The sequence below is a fragment of the Tepidiforma flava genome (assembly GCF_027594505.1).
In the GTDB taxonomy this organism is placed as follows: domain Bacteria; phylum Chloroflexota; class Dehalococcoidia; order Tepidiformales; family Tepidiformaceae; genus Tepidiforma; species Tepidiforma flava.
In genome coordinates this window covers 2,253,998-2,272,976 of record NZ_CP115149.1, presented here as the reverse complement: position 1 = coordinate 2,272,976, position 18,979 = coordinate 2,253,998, and the positions used below count along the sequence as shown (strand labels likewise).

Sequence of the window (18,979 nt, the reverse complement as noted above, 5' to 3'; positions counted from 1 at the left end):
GGCCGCGATTGAGCGCGCGCTCACCAAATCCGAACGGAATTCGCTTGCAGGCCGGGGAGCCGTCCCCCACAATCGGTGCACACGGCAGCAGCCGAACGACCCGACAGCACGAAAAAGGAATCCGCATGGCCATCAATCTCGGCGACAACGAACGCGAAGCAGCGTGGCGCAAGGAAGTGCGCGAATTCATCGAAAAGGAGGCCCCGGCCGCGCTCCGCGCCGGCGGCGAAGGCGGCGAAGGCAGCCTCTTCGCCCGCATGGGGGCCATCAAAGAGTGGCGCGACAAGCTCGCCGCCAAGGGCTGGATTGCGCCGGCCTGGCCGAAGAAGTACGGCGGCGCCGACATGACCGTCGTCGAGCAGTTCATCATGAACGAGGAGTTCGCCGAGGCCGGCGTGCCCGCCAACGTCGGCGGCTTCGGCGTCATGATGATCGGTCCCACCCTCATCGAGCACGGGACCGAGGAGCAGAAGGAAGAGCACCTCGGCAAAATCCTGCGCGGCGAAGTCATCTGGTGCCRGGGCTATTCCGAGCCGGGCGCCGGCTCCGACCTTGCCAGCCTGCAAACCCGCGCCGTCCGCGACGGCGACGACTACGTCATCAACGGCCAGAAGATCTGGACCACCGGCGCCCAGTTCGCGGACTGGATGTACATGCTCGTCCGCACCGACCCGGACGCGCCCAAGCACCGCGGCATCACCTACCTGCTCGTCGACATGAAGTCGCCCGGCATCACGGTCCGGCCGCTCACGACGCTCGCCGGGACGCAGACCTTCAACGAAGTCTTCTTCGAGGACGTGCGCGTGCCGGTGAAGAACCGCGTCGGCGAGGAGAACCGCGGCTGGTACGTCGGCACGACGACGCTCGACTTCGAGCGCTCCTCCATCGGCTCGGCCGTCGGCATCCGGAAGCAGCTCGAAGGGCTGATGCGTCAGGCGAAGGAAGGCAAAGAGGCGAAGTTCCGCAGCGACACCGTCCGCCGCGAATTCGCCGACCGCTGGATCGAGGCCGAGGTCGCGAAGATGCTCAGCTACCGCGTGGTCTCGATGCAGGCTGCGGGGAAGATCCCGAACTACGAGGCGAGCATGTGCAAGCTCTTCACGAGCGAGCTGAGCCAGCGCATCGCCAACCTTTCGATGCACCTCTACGGCATGTACGGCAACGTCCGGAACCGGGCCTCGATGGGCTACATGCAGGCCGTCTCCGCGACCATCGCCGGCGGCACCACCGAGGTGCAGAAGAACATCATCGCCACCCGCGGCCTCGGCCTGCCGCGCGGCTGACGCGCACCGTTCGACTGCCATCGCGGGCCCCGGGCCGAGTGCCCGGGGCTCGCCGTCTTCGCGCGGCGCGTTCGACCACAGGGCTGGCCCGGGCATAATGGCCGGCGTGGCCATCCCGCTGCGCGCGCTCGGCCCGGCAATCCGCGCCGCTGAGGCAGCAGTCCTCGCCATCTCGGCATACCAGTCGGCGGTGACGCTGGCCGGCTACCTGAAGCGGCGCGAGCCGCCGCAGCCCCCGGCCGCATGGCGGCCCCGGTTCGCTCTCGTGGTGTGCGCGCGCGACGAAGAGGCTGTCGTCGGCCGGGTCGTCCGCGACCTCCTCGAGCAGGAATACCCGGCGGAGCTGCGGGACGTGCTCGTGGCGGCCCACAACTGCACGGACGGCACCGCCGCCGCAGCCCGCGCTGCCGGCGCGAAGGTCATCGAAACATCGTCCCCCGTCCCCGGGAAGGCCTGGGCCATCCGCGCCGCCCTCGATGCCATCGGCGAAGGGTACGACTACCTCGGCGTGTTCGACGCCGATGCGCGGGTCGAGCCCGGGATGCTGGCGGCGGTCGCCCGGCGCGGCCCCGGCGCGGGCTGCCTGCAAGTCGAAACGGTCCCGATCGGCGACCCCGAGTGGATTGCCGAGGGCTACGGCTTCGGCCGCCGCGCGCGCAACCTCTTCTGGTGGCGGCCGCGCGAGTCCCTCGGCCTCGGCACCACGATCAGCGGGTGCGGCTGGTTCATCCGGCCGGCGCTGCTGCGCGAGGAGCTGCCGCAGGTCACGACACTGACCGAAGACCTCGAGCTGACGGTGCGGCTGGCGCTCCGCGGCGTTCCCGTGACGTACGTTTCCGAGACGCGCGTGGCGGTGGGGGAGGCGCGGGACCTCGGGACGTCCGTCCGGCAGCGGCTCCGCTGGGTTCGGGGCCACCTGCTCGTCGTTCGCCGGCTGTGGCCCCGGCTCGCGCTGCGGGCGGCGCGCGGCGACGCGCGGGCGCTCGACCTGGCGCTGTACCTCATCGCGCCGACGCGGATGCTGACCCGGCTGGGCGCGAGCTTCGCCGCGCTGCACGCCCTGCTGCCCGTCCCGGCGGCGCTCCCGCGGGCCGCAGCGCTGCCCGTCGCCGCCGCAGAATGGACCGTCCCGGCCGTCATCGCCTGGCGCGAGCGGCTGCTGAGCTTCAACCGGCGGGGGTTCGACCTCGCACTGCGCCACAGCGTCCTCAGCCTGCTCTGGTTCCCCATCGGGCTGTGGGCCCTGCTGACCGCGCAGGTGCAGGCCTGGACGCCGACCCGCCGCACTACGCCGGAGGTGCCCCATGGCAAACCAGCGGCCGGCCGCTGACGGCGCGGGCGCCGCTTTTCCGCTGGCCCCGTGGCTGTTCAGCGGGTCCGTGCTCGTCCTCGCAGGCGTGCTGTTCTTCGGCATCGCGACCCGCGTCAGCCTGGCGAACGACATCGACATCGTCGCGCGGGCCGGCATCTCGCGCGTGCTGCGCGGCGGCATCCCGGACCTCGTCGACACGTTCCTGCTCATCCTCGTGATGTTCGCGGCCTACGCGGGGGCGCTGCGGGCGCTGTGGCTCGGGTTCCGGCACGCGTTCGCAGCGGCCGCGGCGGGCATCGTGCTCTGCAGCCTCGCGATGCTGCCGGCCATGCCGCTGACCTCCCCGGACGCCGTTCACCTCGCCGCTGATGTGCGCACGTTCTGGCTCCACGGCAAATGGCCGGCGGATTTCAGCGGCACACCGGACAAGGTGGATGACCCGGTGGCGAACGAGGTGCGCGTCTTCCGTTCGAACCCGAGCGGCTACGGGCCGCTGGCGTACATCATCGGCGGCGCCGCGCTGCCGTTCGTCGGCGATTCGTTCCGCGCGAACCTCGTCGGCCAGAAGGTCATCGCCGGCGTCTTCCTGCTCGGCACGGCGCTGGCGGCGGGCATCATCGCGCGGAGGTTCGGCGGCAAGGCGGCGTTCACAGCCGGCTTCATCGGCCTGAACCCGATGATGCTCTGGCAATACCCGGGCGACGGCCACAACGATTCGCTCATGGCTTTCTTCGGCGTCGCCGCGCTCGGCCTGGCGACGCTGCCGGGCTGGGGCGCGCGGGCGGGAGCCGCCCTCGCAGGGCTCGCCTCCGTCCTCTGCAAGTACGCGCTGCTCATTGCGGCGCCGCTGCTGGCGGCCTACTGGTTCCCGCGCTGGCGGCTCGCCGTCGCCGGGGCAGCGGCCGGCCTCGGGCTGGTCCTGCTGCTCGCCTATGCGTTCGGGCTCGGCCCCGTCCGCAACGGCACGCTCGGCCCGGCCACCGCCGTCGCGCCGTCGAACCCGTGGGGCGTCGTCGCCGGGCTGTTCTCCATCGAGGGCAGGGGCCAGGACCGGATGGTGTTCTTTGGTTACGTCATAGCGCTGGGCATTCTTGCCGCAGTCGCCGCGCGGCATCGCCTCGAGACAGGACGCGACCTCGCGCGGGCGGTCGCGCTGGTGATGGGCCTGTTCCTGTTCGCTGCCTTCCCGGGATTCCTGCCGTGGTATCTCATCTGGTTTCTCCCCTTCGCGGCCATCGGCGGCGACCGCCGGCAGCTCTGGTGGGCGGCCGCCTGGAGCGCAGCGGCCTTCCTGCCGGTGCTGGCGCTGAACTGGCAGCTCTCCATCAACCGCGCGTGGAACATCCCCGAGCCGGTCCGCTGGTCGGTCGTCCTGGCGTGGTCGCTGACGCTGCTCGCTGTTTGGCTGGGGCCGCGGCTCACGCCGGGGGCACCCCGGCTGCCCGCCCGGGCGGCAGGGCCGCGGCGCGCGCGGCGCCGGCGCAGCATCTCCGTGCGCGAGGCCGGCCGGCGAGCCTAAGCGCCGGGCCGCCGCACCAGCCGCGTCACTTCGCGGGCGAGCGCGGGGTAGCGCTCGAGGTCGGCCCGCCGCAGCCGCCAGAGGTCGCGCCCCGGCACCGGCGCGAGCCAGAGGAAGAGAGCGATGGCTGCGAAGCCGGAGACGAGGTAGCTCGCCGTCGTCGCCCAGGCCGCGCCCACGAAGCCGAGCCCCGGGATGAGCGCCAGGCCCAGCGCGACGCTGATGACGAGGGAAAGGAGCCCGAGCGCCAGTGCAAGGCTCGGCCGGCCCAGCTGGTTCGCAAAATAGTTGTTGAGCAGCGCCTGCGGCGCGTAGAGCAGCGTGCCGATGCAGAGGATGCGCAGCGGCAGCGCCGCCGGCCGGTAATCGGGCCCGAAGAGCAGGACCATGGCCCACGGGGCCGCCGCCGCGAGCAGCCCGGCGCCGGCCGTCACGATGAGGAGCGTGTGGCGCACCCCGGCGGCCGTGATCCGGGCCGCCTCCGCGCGGGACTCCGCCCCGACCCGTGCAAACGACGCCATCGCGATCGCCGACGAAAAGAGCCAGAGCGCCTCGGCGCCCGCGATGGCCGAAGCGTAGATGCCGGCCCCCTCGCGGCTGTCGAGCGTGACCACGAGGAGCAGGTCGATGCGGTAGTTGAGCAGGCCGACGGCGCCAGCGAGCCCGCTCACGGCGGTGAAGCGGAGCATGCCGCGCAGCAGCGCGCCGTCCGGGCGGTGGCGCAGCAGCCACGTCCACCACCCCTTCCCCCACGCGGCGAGCGGCAGAAGCCCGAGGTACTGCGCCACCGTCCACGCCGCCAGCGCCGCGAGAGCGGTGCGTTCGCCCGCGCCGAGCAGGACGCCGAGGAGCAGCGCGAACCCGATGACGACCGGGATGTTCGCCGAGAGGTTGAACGGCACGAGCTTGCCTTCGCCCAGCAGGACCCCGTTGAGCGTGTTGCGGATGATGTTCGGCGGCAGGAGCAGGCCCGCGATGAGGCCGAGCCGGCCCGGTTCGCCCGGCAGGAGCAGCCACGCGAGCGCGCCGCCCGCGGCGGCGAGGATGGACGCCGCAAGGGCGACGAGCAGCGCATTCCCGGCCACCTCGGCGGGGAGCCGCTTCCGGTTCGCGACGAAATAGCCGGTCGCCGCGCCGAGGCTCGTCACGCCGCCGACGGCTGAAGTGAAGACGACCGCCGACGCGTAGGCGCCCCGGTCCTCGACGGAGAGCGCGCGCGCAGTGAGCACGCCGATGACGGCCCACAGGAACGTCGCACCGAAGCGGAACGCGAGCGCGATGAGGCTGCCGGCGGCGATGCCCACGCCGGCATGGTAGCGCGGCCCCGGGTTACGCCATCGAGCGGTAGGCGTCGAGCAGCCGGCGGCCGACGGCCTCGACGGAGAAATCCGCTGCGCGGGCCGCGCCAGCGTCGCGCAGCCGCTCGGCGTGGCCGGCGTCCCCGAGCACGCCGGCGAGGGCGCGGGCGAGCGCCCCGGCGAAGTCCGGTTCCTCGAGCGGTACGATGACGGCGGCGCCGCCCGAGACTTCCGGCAGCGCGCCGCCGTCGCTGGCGACGACCGGAGCCGCATCTGCATCGCTTCGAGCACCGGATAGCCGAAACCCTCCGCGAGCGACGGCTGCGCCAGGACATCGCAGGCGGCATACAGCGGCACGAGCAGGGGGTCATCGACCGGGCCGACCTCGATGAGGCGGCCTTCGGCGGCGAGCCGCCGGACCAGGGGGAACCGCCGGGGGCTCAGCTTCGTCCCGGCGCGGACGAGGCAGGCACGCCGGAGCTCCGGCCGCTGCATGGCCTCGAGCAGCGCGGGGAGGTTCTTGTAGAAGCCGTCATGCCCCACGGAGAGGATGCGCGGGGCGGCCGGCAGCCGAATGCCCGCTTCCGCGAGGCGCGCCTCGGCCGCCCCGCGGGCGAGCGGCACGAAGGCTGGGTCGACCGGGTTGGGGATGACAGCCAGCCGGGAAGCGTCGATGCCCTGCCAGCCAGCTGCGCCGTTTGAGTTGAAGTTCGACGGCGCGACGACGAGATTCGCCGCCCGCAGACCTGACAGCGGCCTCCGAAGGAATTGCCGCCGCGCGAATCCCCTCAGGCCGTGGAAGTACCCGGGCATCGACATCGCCAGGACGTCGTGGACGGTCACCGCCACAGGTGTGCCGCGCCCGAACCGCCGGGCATGGTGCGCCAGGGGAACGTCGGCCAGGTGCACGACGTCGAAGCGCCCCTGGCGGGCTTCCGCGACCGCCTGCTCGCGCGCCCATGCCCAGGTCCCGGGGCGGAGCGGCGACGGGGGAAACCACGGCGCGGACACCCGGACCACTTCCGTACCAGACGAGCGGAGGGCGAGCGCGAGGCCGTCGGCGTAGCGGGTGATGCTGCGCCAGCGCTGCCCGGGGAACGGTTCGACGATGAGGACGCGCACGGGCCGCATGGTAGAGTGACGGCCCGCTGCGAACGAATGCCGGGGCTCTGGTAGGATGGCAGTGGCCCGGCAGCGGGCACCGAGCGGGCGGGCGTGGCGTAGTGGCAGCGCGCGACCCTTCCAAGGTTGAGGTGCGGGTTCGATTCCCGCCGCCCGCTCCAGTTCACCGGCGCGCCCGCACCCGGACCGCTCAGTACAGGCCCGGCACCAGCCGCCAGCGCACCCGGCTCGCGTAGCTTTCGTAATCGGCGGTCGCGCGGAGGACGCGCTCCTCGGCCTGGATGCGGAGCACCTGGAAGACGACTACCGTCACGAAGACGAGGCCGTTCCACCACCAGAGGTTGGCGAGCAGGAAGCCGGCCAGCGTGATGTTGTGGCCCAGGTAGATCGGGTGGCGCACCAGCCGGTAGGGGCCGTACGTCTTCAGGCCGCGGTTCGCGGCCACGACGCCAAAGCTCCGCCCGAGCGTGGCAAAGCTGACGATGACCCACGTCAGCCCGACGACCTGGAGGCCGATGCCGTACGCCTCGAGGATGCCGCCGCTGGGCATCGGCCGGGAGGCGAGCGCGAACCAGCCGCCGATCGTGGCGATCACCCAGTCGTAGACGCGGGTCGAGGTGTAGATGGGCCGCCGGCGGGTGAGGAAGATGCCGATGAGGAGCGCCTGTTCGATGGCAAAGAAGGCGCTGGCGGCGGAGTGGCCTTCGAGCGCCGAGCGGCCGTGCGCATAAAAGAAGAGGGCGCTCACGACGACGAGCGCGGCGTCCTGCGCCATGGAAACGCGCCGCTTCCACGGCGAAGGTGACAGGCTTTCGGCAGTCGCCCCGGCAGTCGGCATCGGCGTTCCCCCCTGCTGGCTGCAATTCGGGCAGCCGTCATTCCTAAGGTCGGCAGGGGAATCCGGGGGCAGCAGTCCCGGGGCGCGGCGGGCGGACGGGGGAACGAAGCAGTTGCACGTGGGTGACTGGTCTTTTGGGGCCCTGGGGTGCGGCCGAAGTTGCGAGTAGCTCCACCGATGGTGGCGCCCCGCCGGAAGGCGACCGACGCGACGGCCAAACCCGATGAGGGGTTCGCGGAGGTTCGACGGACGGCTCCGGGCCAGGCGGCCCGCAGGTCGGACGCTGACATCGAGGGCGAACACACCCGGGGCAGGGACCCCAAAGAGAGGTAGGAGAACCGACATGTCGAAGCTTCGCAACTGGGCCGTCAGCAAGGTCGCCGCGTGGCAGGCGCGCGACGAGGAAGGCCAGGGTCTCGCCGAATACGGCCTGATCCTCGCCCTCATCGCCATCGTCTGCATCGGCGCCCTCACGCTCCTCGGCGGCAACATCGCCAACGCGCTGAACAACGTCGCCGGCAGCATCTAGTCCGAATCGCCGGTAACCCCGGCGAGGCGGCCAGCAGCGAAGGGGTGGGGCACGGCAGTACCCCACCCCTTCTGCCATCAGACAGGAGTCTGCAGCCATGACCGAAGCGGCAGAGGAACCCCGCGGGGCGGGGATGGAAGAGCCGGGCGCGCCCCGGCGTTCGGCGTTGCGGCGGCTGCTGCGGCGCTTCCGGGAGACGGAGACCGGCCAGGCGCTCGTGGAATTCACGATGATCCTGCCGCTCTTCGTGCTCCTGTTCATGAGCATGGTGGAGTTTGGGCGGGCCTTCCACACCTGGCTGCTCATCACGAACGCCGCCCGCGAGGGCGCCCGCATCGCCGCGGTCCAGTCGGACCTTTCGACGGTGCAGACCCGCATCTACGACAGTTTCTGCGCGAACTACCCGAGCCAGTGCAACATCGATCCGTCACGCGTCACCATCACGACGGCGAACGTGCAGGGCTCGCGCGGCTCGATGGTGCAGGTGGATGTCGCCTACAACTTCCAGTGGGTGACGCCGATTGGGAACATCGTCAATCTCGTCTCGGGCGGGAACCTGGCGAACCTCACGATCCGTTCCCACGCGTCGATGCGGCTCGAATGACCGAAAGGTGACCAGGAAAAGGAGGCGAACGATGGCGCGTTCGCTCTGGAATCGGCTTCATCGCAGTGAGCGCGGGCAGGCGCTGCCGCTGTTCGCGCTGTTTTTGCTGATCTTTCTCGGCTTCGTGGCCATGAGCATCGATGTCGGCCGCTACGTCTGGGCGCGGACGCAGATGCAGGCGGCGGTCGACGCGGCTGCGCTCGCCGCCGCGCAGAGTATGCCCAGTGAGACCGACGCGGCGGCGAAAGCGACCGAATACTGGCTCGACAACTCCGGCTTCATCCGGAGCCAGGGCGAAAACGTGCAGTTCGCCGTCACGTACCCGGAGGGGAACAAGGCGGTCCGGGTGCAGGCCTCGGCGCGCATCCCGACCTGGTTCGCGCGGCTGTTCGGGGTCACGCACTGGAACGTTTCCGCCTCAGGCGACGCCGAATCGCAGGTGCTCGATATCGTGGTGGTGTTCGATATCTCGGGGTCGATGTGCTTCGACAGCTTCCGGCAGGTGGAATCGAGTGTCGCCTACCAGATGAGCCCGGGCCGGCTGACGCCCGCCGGCGGCTTCGCCTTCCCGCGGCTGGCGGAGAACATCAACGCGACGCAGACGACGATCCGCCTGAACGACGTCCGCATCTTCGCGAGCACGAACGCTTCGACGAACCGGGCGAACTTCGGCACCACCTTCAATTCGACGACGCCCTACTGGCAGCGGTCGGCTTCGGGACTCCGCGCCGGGATGATCATGATCGACAACGAAATCATGCGCATCACGAACGTGAACGTTGCCAACAACACGCTCACGGTGCAGCGCGGGCAGCGGAACGACGCGACCGGGGTGATGACGGCCGCAACCTCTCACGCGATGTACGCAGAAGTCTGGGCGAACCGCACCGGCTACTCCAACACGAACGACTACTGCGAGCTCGCGAGCTACCGGACACCGACGACGACCGTGAACGGGCCGCATGAGCCATTCGACTCGGCCATCGACGCGGCGAAGTACTTCACGACGCTGTTCGACAGCCAGTACGACAAGATCGGCGCGGTGCGGTATTCGACGACGGCGGCCATCAGCCAGAACCTGACCGCGAACTTCGCGAACGTGCGCGGCAGCCTCGACGCGATCCTCTGGCCGGCGGGCGCGACGAACATCGCTCACGGGCTCGCGGTAGGCCGCCAGGTGCTCGACGGCACCGGCAAACGGGCGAACGCCGTCCGCGTGCTCGTCCTCCTCACGGACGGCGTGGCGAACACGTACTGCGGCAGCGCGACCTACAACCCGAACGCGTACAACAGCACGAGCTGCACGACGGGCAACGGCGTGTCGCAGGCGGAACACCACGCGCGCCAGGAAGCGCAGCGCGCAAGGAACGGCGACATCCTCATCTTCACCATCGGGCTCGGGAACGACCTGAACACGGCGTTCCTGCAGGACATCGCCACCATCGGCGGCGGCCACTTCTACCACGCGCCGACGACGGCCCAGCTCGATGAGGCATTCCAGGCCGTCGCCGAGCAGACGCACATCGCGCTGGTGCGCTGACGCCCGGCTTCGGCACGCACACCGTGGCATCCCCGCCTCCCCGGCGGGGATGCCGCTTCCGGGGCGGATTCGACGGGCGGTCTGTAGGGGAACCGTATGACCGCCGATATAGCAAGGGGAGGAGTAGTCACGTGAACAGATCGATTGCGGCAGCCACCAGCGGTTCGAACCGGAACAAGGGCGTGCTCCTGCTCGCCTGCGCGTTCGGTCTCCTGAGCGCCCTGCTCGTCTTCGCGTTCCTGAACAGCCGCGGCGGCGGGGAAGACGTCAACAGCAAGATCTTCGCCGGCGAGGGCGCGGAAACCGTCGTCGTCCTGACGCGCGACGTGAACGTCGGCGAAAAGATCACGTCCGACATGCTGACGACGCGGACGATCCCGGCGACGGCGCTCCTGCCCGGCCGGGTGAAGGACAGCGACCTCTCGACGCTCGTCGGCAAGGTCGCCACCGCGCCGATGTACGCCGGCGAGCAGGTCATCGATGCCAAGGTGACGACGTACGTGGGGCAGGACACGCTCGCCTACAAGGTGCCGCAGGGCATGCGGGCGATTTCGCTGCAGGTGCCGCACGAGGCGTGGATTGCGGCGGGCCTGCCGCAGCCGGGCGACCGGGTCGACATCCTCGGCATCACGACGCTGAGCAAGGTCGACCCGCTGACGGGCGAGGAGAAGCCGAACGTGGTGGCGGGCTACATCGCGCAGGACGTCGAAGTCCTCGCCGTCGCCCAGGCGGTAGTGAAGACGGTCCCGAAGGTCGACGGCGCGAACGGCGGCGACGGCTCGAGCGCCGGCACGTCGGCCACGACGGCGGGCGCCGTGAAGCAGGAAGCCGCGACCTACGAGAAGGCGATCTCGATCACGCTGGCGCTTCCGCCGGACCTCGCGGCGAAAGTGGCGCTCATCGATGCGATGCGCGACGACGTGGGCCAGTACCGCATCCTGCCGCGGCAGAAGGGCGACACGGACCCGATCACCGGCAAGCAGGTGTGGACGTACGACGACCTGTTCCCGGTGCGGTGAGGCCGCGGGAGTGACGACAGCGCGGGCGCTGCCCCGGCGGCGCCCGCACCAGCGCAGGACGATGCAGGCCCCTGGTGGTCGCCGGGGTGCAGACGGTGGAGGAAACGACGACGATGGCACGAGTACCTCAGCTTCTCGTGGTTGACCCGGACCGGGAGAGCTCGGCGGAACTGGCGAAGACGCTCCAGATGCTGGGCTTCGGGATTCTCGGGACTGCCGGGTACGGGGTGGAGGCGTTCACCCTCTGCTTCCAGATGCGGCCCGACCTGGTGCTGATGCGGATCGAAGAGCCGCTCGTCCGCCCGGTGCAGACGCTCTCCCGCATCAACGACGGCCTGCCGGACCTGCCGATCATCGTGTTCTCGACGGAGGCGAACATCCGCCTGATGCGCCAGTCGATGGTCGGCGGCGCGTCGGACTACCTCGTCGAGCCGCTGGACCCGGAGGAGCTCGAGACGTCGATCATGAAGGTGCTCGAGAAGAAGGAGCGGGAGGCGATGCGGCGGCGCGGCGAACTGGCCGACCCGGTCGCCCAGGGCACGATCATCACCGTCTTCGGCGCGAAGGGCGGCATCGGGAAGACGACCATCGCATCGAACCTCGCCGTCGCGCTCGCCACTGAGGCTCACCAGACGGTGGCGCTGGTCGACATGGACACGCGCTTCGGCGACGTCGCCATCACGATGGATATCCCCGTCGAGCGGTCGATCGCCGACCTGGCGCGGAACCTCGACAACGTGGACCGGAACACGCTCCGCGAATACCTCGTCGAGCACGAGTCGGGCGTGCGCATTCTGCCGGCGCCGACGCGGCCGAGCGACTGGCGCAACCTCAGCTCCGCCCACATCCGGGATGTGGTGGACATCCTGTCACAGACCCACGACTTCGTGATTCTCGATACGCCCGGGACGTTCAACGAGATCGTCGCGGCGGCCATCGAGGTGGGCACGATGATCTTGCTGATCACCACCCTCGATATGGCGAGCATCAAGGACACGGTGCTCGCCCTGGAGATGCTGCACGAGCGGTTCGGCAACGACGACGAGCGGATCAAGGTGGTGCTGAACCGGGCGGGCGTCGACACCGGCGTCCGCGAGAAGGACGTCGAACGGACGCTCGACACGGACCTGTGGTGGAAGATTCCGCAGGACACCGAGGTGGTGAAGGCGGCGCAGCTGGGCCGGCCGATCGTGCTGAGCCGGCCGAACAGCCGCGTCGCGACCGAGATCCGGGAGATTGCGCGGGCGCTCGCGGGGATCCGGGCGCGGTCGAAGGCGAAGAAGAGCGGCGGCCTCGGCGGGCTGCTCGGGGGCCTGTTCAAGAAGAGCGCCTAGCGAATTCGAAAAACCAGGGGATTGAGCCATGCCGGATGACTTTCGCGAACGACGTGCAGCAGGCGGCGAAGAGCGCCCGGCATTCGGCTGGGGCGCGCGGCGGCGGCTGCTCCCGGGCGACCAGGGCGCCGGGCCGCGGCCGGAAGGCCAGCAGCCGCCGGCGAACCCCGGGCCGGCGCAGCCCATCGGCAATCCGGAGGCGCTGAAGCTCCGGCCCTCCGGCCAGCTCGGCCGGCCCTCCACCGGCAAGCCGTGGGGCCACATCGAGCCCGCCGCGCCGCCCCCGCCGCCCGGCATTCCCGGGCAGCAGCGCGCCGGGGGGCTCCTCCGGCCGTCCGCTGCGCAGCCTGCGCCTGCCGCTGCGCCCGATGCGCCGCAGGGAGCCCCGCTCCGCCCGGTGCGGCCAGTCCAGGTGGATGCCCCGGGCGGCCGGGCGCAGGGCGCCAACCCCGTCGCCGAGGCGACCAAGATCCGCCTCCATGAACTGCTCATCGAAGAGCTGGAGCACGGCGCGCTGGAAGGTCTCGCCCCGGAGCAGCAGCGCGAAGCGGTCATCAAGGCGGCGCGCGAACTGCTCGTGCAGGAGGGCCTCCAGCTCGGCGGCATGTCGCGCGACGAGCTGCTCGAGGCCGTGGCCGACGAGGCGCTCGGCCTCGGCCCGCTGGAGCCGCTCCTGCGCGACCCGTCCATTTCCGAAGTCATGGTCAACGACATCGACAAGGTCTACTTCGAGCGGGAGGGGCGCATCTTCCGGAGCCCGGTGCGGTTCCGCGACAAGCAGCACGTGATGCGCATCATCGAGCGGATCGTGGCGCCGCTCGGCCGGCGCATTGACGAATCGAGCCCGATGGTCGATGCCCGCCTCCCGGACGGCTCCCGCGTGAACATCACGATCCCGCCGGCCTCGCCGAAGGCGCCGACGATCACCATCCGGAAGTTCCGGGCGGACAAGATGCGGATGGCGGACCTGATTGCGGTCGGCGCGCTGAGCGAACAGACGGCCGAGTTCCTCGCGATGTGCGTCCGCGCGCACCTGAACATCATCATCTCCGGCGGTACGGGCACCGGGAAGACGACCATCTTGAACGCGCTCTCGGCCTTCATCCCGAACACGGAGCGGATCATCACCATCGAAGACCCGGCCGAACTCCGGCTCCAGCAGGACCACGTGATCACGCTGGAGGCGCGGCCCGCAAGCATCGAAGGGAAGAACCAGATCAAGCAGCGCGACCTGGTGCGGAACTGCCTCCGCATGCGCCCGGACCGCATCATCGTCGGCGAGGTCCGCGGCGAAGAGGCGTTCGACATGCTGCAGGCGATGAACACGGGCCACGACGGCTCGATTTCGACCATCCACGCGAACAACCCGCGCGAAGCGCTCTCCCGCCTGGAGAACATGGTGCTGATGGCGGGCATGGACCTGCCGTCGCGCGCCATCCGGGAGCAGATCGCCTCGGCGATTCATATCTTCATCCAGCTCAGCCGCCTCCAGGACGGTTCCCGCAAGGTGACCCACGTGACGGAGGTGAGCGGCATGGAGGGCGACACCATCACCCTGCAGGACATCTTCCTGTTCAAGCTGGATCGGGTGGACGAAGACGGGAAGGTGCACGGGTCGATGCGGCCGACGGGCATCCGGCCCGGCTTCGCGCACAAATTCGCCATCGCAGGCATCGAGCTGCCGAACAATCTGTTCGGCACCGGGGAAGGCTGGTGACCCTGATGCTGATCCTCGCAGCGATCTCGACGGGCATCTTCGCGACAGCGCTGGCGCTCTGGTTCTTCGGCTTCGGCGGGAGCAGCGTCGAGGCCTCGGCCCGGCTGAAGAAGCTGCGCGAGGCCGAAGCCCAGCTGCCGCAGGAGACGCGGGCCCGGCTTCGGCGGCGTGCGTCGGTGAACTTCGCCGGCATCACGCTCATCTCCGGGAATATCGCGGCGAACTGGTCGCGCGACCTGGAGCGGGCGGGGCTCACGCTGAACGCGAAGGAGTACTTCACGCTCCGGCTCGTCGTTGCGGTTCTGTTCGCGCTCGTGGGCGTCATGCTCCTGCCGCTGCCGATTTTCGGGCTGATGCTGGCGCCGCTCGGCTGGTTCCTCGTGGGCTTGTGGCTGAAACGGCGGATCGCCACGCGGTTGCACAAGATGGAGGGGCAGCTCATCGAGCTGCTGCAGATGCTCTCCAGCGGCCTCCGGGCGGGCTTCGGCCTGCTCCAGGCGATGGAGGCCTCGGCCGAGCAGATCCCGGCGCCGCTCTCGGTCGAAATCCGGCGCACCCTGCGCGATACCGCGATGGGCGCGAGCGTCGAGCAGGCGCTCGCGGCCCTCAACGACCGCGTCGGCAGCCCGGACTTCGACATCGTGATCACGGCGATCCTGATCCAGCGGAGCGTGGGCGGAAACCTGGCGGAGATCCTCGACAACGTCGCCCACACGATGCGCGAGCGCGAGCGCATCAAGGGCGAAATCCGGACGCTGACGTCGCAGCAGCGGATGACGGGTTACGTCATCGGCGGCATCCCGATCGGCCTGCTCATCATCTTCTACATGATCAGCCCGGACTTCACGGGGCTGCTGTTCACGGACCCCCTCGGGCGACTGATGCTGATGGGCGCGTTCGTCAGCGAGGTCATCGGCTACCTGATCATCCAGCGCATCGTGAATATCGAGGTGTAGCGCGATGGAGATGCTCATCGCCTTCAGCACGTTCCTGTTCATCACGCTCATGACCTACGGCCTGCTGTACCGGGGGGCGGGCAATTCGGCGATGGACGTCCGCCTCGGCGGCCTGCGGTACACGCGGCCGGCGCGGGAGGCGCTGCCGGACCCGGAGGCGGCCTTCACCCAGCGCGTGTTGAAGCCGCTCATCCAGAACGTGAACCGGCAGATCAACGCCATCCTGCCGTCGTCGATCGAAGAGCGGGTGGAGATGGCGCTCGTCCAGGCGGGCCTGCGGCTGAAGCCGGGGCAGTTCATCGCGCTCGTGGCGGTGTTCGCCGGGCTGTTCCCGCTGCTCGGCCTCGTCTACGCGATGGGCGCGGGGCTCGACGCGCAGCGCACACTGCTGGTGTTCGCGGTGCTCACCGGCCTGGGGCTGTATGCGCCGCGGATCTACCTGCTCGGCCGCATCCGCCGCCGCCAGAAGGAGATCTGGAAGTCGCTGCCGGACGCCTTCGACCTGATCACGGCTTCCGTCGAGGCGGGGCTCGGCATCGATGCGGCGTTCACGCGCGTCATCGAAAAGGTGAAGGGCCCGTTCGCGGAGGAGCTGACGCGGACGATGCGGGAGATCCAGATGGGCCGCTCGCGCCGGGACGCGTTCCTCGACATGGCGGACCGGACCGGCGTTGACGAGCTGCGGCAGCTGATCAACGCGATCGTGCAGGCGGAGGCGATGGGCATCTCCATCGGCGGCGTCATCCGCGTCCAGACCGGCGTCATCCGGACGAAGCGCCGGCAGCGGGCCGAGGAGGCGGCCTTCAAGGCGCCGATCAAGATGGTTTTCCCGCTGGTCTTCTTCATCTTCCCGGCCATCATGATCGTGATCGGCGGCCCGGCGATCATCCAGCTGAAGAACCTGTAGGGCCTCAGCCGCCGAGCGTATCGAACCGTTCGAACCAGAGGAGCACGACGACGGCCCCTGCCGCGAGGTAGGGGCCGTAGCTGTACGTCGAGCCCCGGCCGCGGAGGACGAGAAGGACGCCGGCGACGATGCCTGCGGCGACGATGCCGAGCAGGAGAGCGCTGAGCACCGCCGGCCAGCCGGTGAGCAGGCCGATGAGGAGGATGAGCTTGGCATCGCCGAGACCGAAGGCCGTCTCCCGCGAGCGGGCGGCAGCGCCGGCGAGCGCGCCGAGGAGGAGCAGGAGGACAGCCGCCGCAAGCGCCGCCGCACCGCCGGCGGCGATGCTGCCGATGGAGCGGTCGGGCCAGGCTGGCGCGGCGACGACCGCGGCGAGGATGCCGGGGTAGACGAGGACGTTCGGGATGCGCCGCCGATCGAAGTCCGTGGAGCTGATGGCGATAAGCAGCAGGCAGAACGCCGCCGTGAGCGCGGAGGCGAGGCCGCCGGGCTGCCCCGGCCGGAAGGCGAGGGCGGCGGCGAGGGCGCCGGCCGGCATCGCGAAGGCGCGCAGGGCGAACAGGCGCGCCCCGCGGGCCGGGGCTTCGCGGAACGCTGCTTCGCGATAGAGGCGGTGCTGCTGCGCGGGGAACCAGTACCCGAACAGCGCGCCCAGCAGGCCCGCGGCAGCCTCGAACGCCCAGTCCACGCGGGGACTATCGGCGCAGGGCGGATTACCGGCAATACGGAATCGGGTTTCAACCCGGGGGCGGTGCGAGTTCGGCGCGCATGGCTTCGAGGTCGGCCGGGCTGATCGGTTCGAACGCCCCGCCGAGGCGCTCGCTCCACCGGCGGGCGAAGCTGCGCACAGCGTCGTCCGGCGAAGGCGGCGCGCGCCGGGGGACCAGCGGCGAGACGCCGCGGCTGAGCGCGGCGAGGTCCGTCTCGCCGAGGAGGACGGCGACGGCGAGCCGGAGGTGCTCGAAGGTGATGACGGGCTCGAGGCGGTAGTCGGCGAGCGAGGACGCCATGGACAGCACGTCGGCGAGGCGGATGGGCGGCTCGTCGCCGGGCACAGTCAGATGTCCGGGTCTTCGACCTGGAGGTCCCGCTTGCGGCGGAGGGACCCGGATTCGACGAACCGCTCGACCGAACGGGCGAAGTCGTTGAGCTCGGCGGGGGACATGTGCTCCATGAGCCCGGCAGCATACTCGCGGAGCTCCTCGCGGAGGGATTCGACGACGGCGCGGCCGCGGGGTTCGAGCCAGATGCAGATGCTGCGCCGGTCGTTCGGGGCCACTTCGCGGCGGATGAAGCCGCCGCGCTCGAGCCGCTCGAGGAGCGCGGAGACGGAGGGCCGGGTGACGTAGAGGCGCTCGGCGAGCTCGGCGTTGCTGAGGCCCTCCTGCTCGGCGAGGTGGCCGAGGAGGCGCAGCTGGGTCACGGTGAGGTTTTCGCGGTCCCAGAGGGTGAGGCGGATCGGGTCGAGGAGTGCGCTCGCGCGGAACAGGGCGGTGATGGCCCGTTCGACTTCGGGGGTGCGTGGCTGGCGCTTCACGTGGCTTCTCCGGTACGTACGAATTCCGCCCGTGTCCCCGGGGTGGATTCTGCGGGTGCGGCTGAGGATGCGCAAATGCCGGGATGCGATGGCGCTGCCCGGGAGAAGTTCGCATTGCGCTAAGGGTTCTGTTAGACTCCGCCCGCAACAGGAGGGTTCGAATGAAGTTCGGAATTTTCTACGAGCACCAGCTCCCGCGGCCGTGGGACGACGGCGCCGAGCTGAAGCTCTTCCAGGACGCGCTGGACCAGGTGGAGCTCGCCGACCGGCTGGGCATCGACTTCGCCTGGGAGGTAGAGCACCACTTCCTCGAGGAGTACTCGCATTCGTCCTGCCCCGAGGTGTTCCTCGCGGCGGCGAGCCAGCGCACGAAACGCATCCGGCTCGGGCACGGCATCAAGCTGATGCCGCCGAACTACAACCCCCCGGCCCGCATCGCGGAGGAGATCGCGACGCTGGACCTCGTCTCGAACGGCCGCGTCGAGTTCGGCACGGGCGAATCGGCCTCCCGGGCAGAGCTGGAGGGCTTCAACATCAACCCGGCCGAGCGGCGGGCGATGTGGCTGGAGACGACCGAGCAGGTCTGCAACATGATGGCGATGGACCCGTACCCGGGCTACCAGGGGAAGTACTTCTCGATGCCCGTGCGGAACGTCGTTCCGAAGCCGGTGCAGAAGCCGCACCCGCCGCTCTGGGTGGCATGCTCGAACCGGGACACCATCCACCTCGCCGCGCAGCTCGGCATCGGCGCGCTGACGTTCGCGTTCGTCGACCCGGCGGAGGCGAAAAAGTGGGTGGACGACTACTACGAGACGTTCAAGCGGGAGTGTGTGCCGATCGGCCACACGGTGAACCCGAACATCGCGATGGTGACGAGCTTCTCGATCCACCACGACCGGGAGGAGGCGTTCCGGCGCGGCTTCGACGGCTTCAAGTTCTTCCAGTTCGGGCTCGGCCATCATTATGTCTTCGGCCATCACAAGCCGGGCCGGACGAACATCTGGGAGAACTATGAGCGCGTGAAGGCCGCGATGGGGGCGGAGCAGCTCGACTTCCTCGGCGGCGGCACGGACGGCATCGGGACGCCGGAGGACCTGCGGCAGCACCTGCGGAAGTTTGCGGAGGCCGGCGTGGACCAGACCGTGTTCATCCAGCAGGGCGGGAAGAACCGCCACGAGCACATCTGCGAGGCGCTGGAGCTGTTCGCAGCCGAGGTGATGCCGGAATTCAAGGAGGAAGAGGAGCGGCGCCAGCGGCAGAAGATGGACGAGCTGGCGCCGTACATCGAAAAGGCGCTCCAGCGGAAGCAGCGGATGCGGGAGCTGACCGACGACGAGATCCCGGTCTACGCGGCGTACGGCGCGATGATCGCCGAGGTCGACACGTCGAACCTGGAAGGCGCGGCGCGCATCCGGGCCGAGCGCTGGCGGAAGATGCGCGAGGTGCTGACGCAGGTCTGAGCCG

Annotated in this window: 17 protein-coding genes and 1 tRNA gene; 13 read left to right on the top strand and 5 right to left on the bottom strand. The window is 70.0% G+C overall.

Going from position 1 to position 18,979, the window contains the following annotated elements:
* Window positions 1–125 precede the first annotated feature (125 nt).
* From O0235_RS12525 to O0235_RS12515, 3 genes are all read left to right on the top strand, one after another.
* Window positions 126–1,283, top strand: coding sequence for an acyl-CoA dehydrogenase family protein (locus O0235_RS12525; protein ID WP_270056114.1), 1,158 nt, complete (start codon window positions 126–128; stop codon window positions 1,281–1,283).
* A gap of 106 nt (window positions 1,284–1,389) precedes the next feature.
* A complete protein-coding gene (locus O0235_RS12520; RefSeq protein WP_270056113.1) occupies window positions 1,390–2,613 on the top strand; it encodes a glycosyltransferase family 2 protein in 1,224 nt (407 codons plus the stop codon).
* Window positions 2,588–4,114 carry an MptA/MptB family glycosyltransferase gene (locus tag O0235_RS12515; protein ID WP_270056112.1) on the top strand — a complete coding sequence of 509 codons (1,527 nt, stop codon included), beginning with the start codon at window positions 2,588–2,590 and terminating at the stop codon, window positions 4,112–4,114. Before O0235_RS12520 ends, O0235_RS12515 begins: the two co-directional genes overlap by 26 nt.
* On the opposite strand, the gene O0235_RS12510 is transcribed toward O0235_RS12515, so the two are convergent.
* On the bottom strand, window positions 4,111–6,534 hold the full coding sequence (locus O0235_RS12510) for a glycosyltransferase (RefSeq protein WP_270056111.1): 2,424 nt from the start codon (window positions 6,532–6,534) through the stop codon (window positions 4,111–4,113). The two genes, O0235_RS12515 and O0235_RS12510, sit on opposite strands and share 4 nt — an antisense overlap.
* An 87-nt stretch (window positions 6,535–6,621) precedes the next feature.
* Between O0235_RS12510 and O0235_RS12505 the strand changes: the two genes are divergently transcribed.
* Window positions 6,622–6,695, top strand: a tRNA-Gly gene (locus tag O0235_RS12505).
* A 29-nt stretch (window positions 6,696–6,724) separates the two neighbouring features.
* On the opposite strand, the gene O0235_RS12500 is transcribed toward O0235_RS12505, so the two are convergent.
* Complete coding sequence (locus O0235_RS12500) at window positions 6,725–7,309, bottom strand: methyltransferase family protein (RefSeq protein ID WP_270056110.1); 585 nt, start codon at window positions 7,307–7,309, stop codon at window positions 6,725–6,727.
* A 406-nt stretch (window positions 7,310–7,715) separates the two neighbouring features.
* On the opposite strand from O0235_RS12500, the gene O0235_RS12495 reads away from it, so the two are divergent.
* From O0235_RS12495 to O0235_RS12460, 8 genes are all read left to right on the top strand, one after another.
* Window positions 7,716–7,901: a Flp family type IVb pilin gene (locus O0235_RS12495; protein ID WP_098503739.1), complete on the top strand. Its 186-nt coding sequence runs from the start codon at window positions 7,716–7,718 to the stop codon at window positions 7,899–7,901.
* A gap of 97 nt (window positions 7,902–7,998) precedes the next feature.
* Window positions 7,999–8,505 carry a TadE/TadG family type IV pilus assembly protein gene (locus tag O0235_RS12490; protein WP_270056109.1) on the top strand — a complete coding sequence of 169 codons (507 nt, stop codon included), beginning with the start codon at window positions 7,999–8,001 and terminating at the stop codon, window positions 8,503–8,505.
* Window positions 8,506–8,536: 31 nt separating this feature from the next.
* Window positions 8,537–10,045: a vWA domain-containing protein gene (locus O0235_RS12485; RefSeq protein WP_270056108.1), complete on the top strand. Its 1,509-nt coding sequence runs from the start codon at window positions 8,537–8,539 to the stop codon at window positions 10,043–10,045.
* 131 nt (window positions 10,046–10,176) lie between these two features.
* Complete coding sequence (gene cpaB, locus O0235_RS12480) at window positions 10,177–11,064, top strand: Flp pilus assembly protein CpaB (protein ID WP_270056107.1); 888 nt, start codon at window positions 10,177–10,179, stop codon at window positions 11,062–11,064.
* 74 nt (window positions 11,065–11,138) lie between these two features.
* Complete coding sequence (locus O0235_RS12475; RefSeq protein WP_270056106.1) at window positions 11,139–12,398, top strand: CpaE/TadZ family protein; 1,260 nt, start codon at window positions 11,139–11,141, stop codon at window positions 12,396–12,398.
* A 28-nt stretch (window positions 12,399–12,426) separates the two neighbouring features.
* Window positions 12,427–14,115 carry a TadA family conjugal transfer-associated ATPase gene (locus tag O0235_RS12470; protein WP_270056105.1) on the top strand — a complete coding sequence of 563 codons (1,689 nt, stop codon included), beginning with the start codon at window positions 12,427–12,429 and terminating at the stop codon, window positions 14,113–14,115.
* 5 nt (window positions 14,116–14,120) lie between these two features.
* Window positions 14,121–15,071 (top strand): type II secretion system F family protein, encoded by a 951-nt coding sequence (locus O0235_RS12465; RefSeq protein WP_270058076.1) that lies wholly within the window; start codon window positions 14,121–14,123, stop codon window positions 15,069–15,071.
* Window positions 15,072–15,075: 4 nt separating this feature from the next.
* A complete protein-coding gene (locus O0235_RS12460; RefSeq protein ID WP_270056104.1) occupies window positions 15,076–15,978 on the top strand; it encodes a type II secretion system F family protein in 903 nt (300 codons plus the stop codon).
* Window positions 15,979–15,982: 4 nt separating this feature from the next.
* On the opposite strand, the gene O0235_RS12455 is transcribed toward O0235_RS12460, so the two are convergent.
* The 3 genes from O0235_RS12455 to O0235_RS12445 are packed head-to-tail and all read right to left on the bottom strand — an operon-like array spanning window position 15,983 to window position 17,515.
* Window positions 15,983–16,666 (bottom strand): prepilin peptidase, encoded by a 684-nt coding sequence (locus O0235_RS12455; RefSeq protein WP_270056103.1) that lies wholly within the window; start codon window positions 16,664–16,666, stop codon window positions 15,983–15,985.
* A gap of 49 nt (window positions 16,667–16,715) precedes the next feature.
* Window positions 16,716–17,033 carry a hypothetical protein gene (locus O0235_RS12450; protein WP_270056102.1) on the bottom strand — a complete coding sequence of 106 codons (318 nt, stop codon included), beginning with the start codon at window positions 17,031–17,033 and terminating at the stop codon, window positions 16,716–16,718.
* A gap of 2 nt (window positions 17,034–17,035) precedes the next feature.
* Window positions 17,036–17,515, bottom strand: a complete 480-nt coding sequence (locus tag O0235_RS12445) for a MarR family winged helix-turn-helix transcriptional regulator (RefSeq protein WP_270056101.1) — start codon at window positions 17,513–17,515, stop codon at window positions 17,036–17,038.
* 161 nt (window positions 17,516–17,676) lie between these two features.
* Here O0235_RS12445 and O0235_RS12440 point away from each other — a divergent pair, with 161 nt between their 5' ends.
* Window positions 17,677–18,975: an LLM class flavin-dependent oxidoreductase gene (locus O0235_RS12440; RefSeq protein ID WP_270056100.1), complete on the top strand. Its 1,299-nt coding sequence runs from the start codon at window positions 17,677–17,679 to the stop codon at window positions 18,973–18,975.
* The last annotated feature ends 4 nt before the right edge of the window (window positions 18,976–18,979 follow it).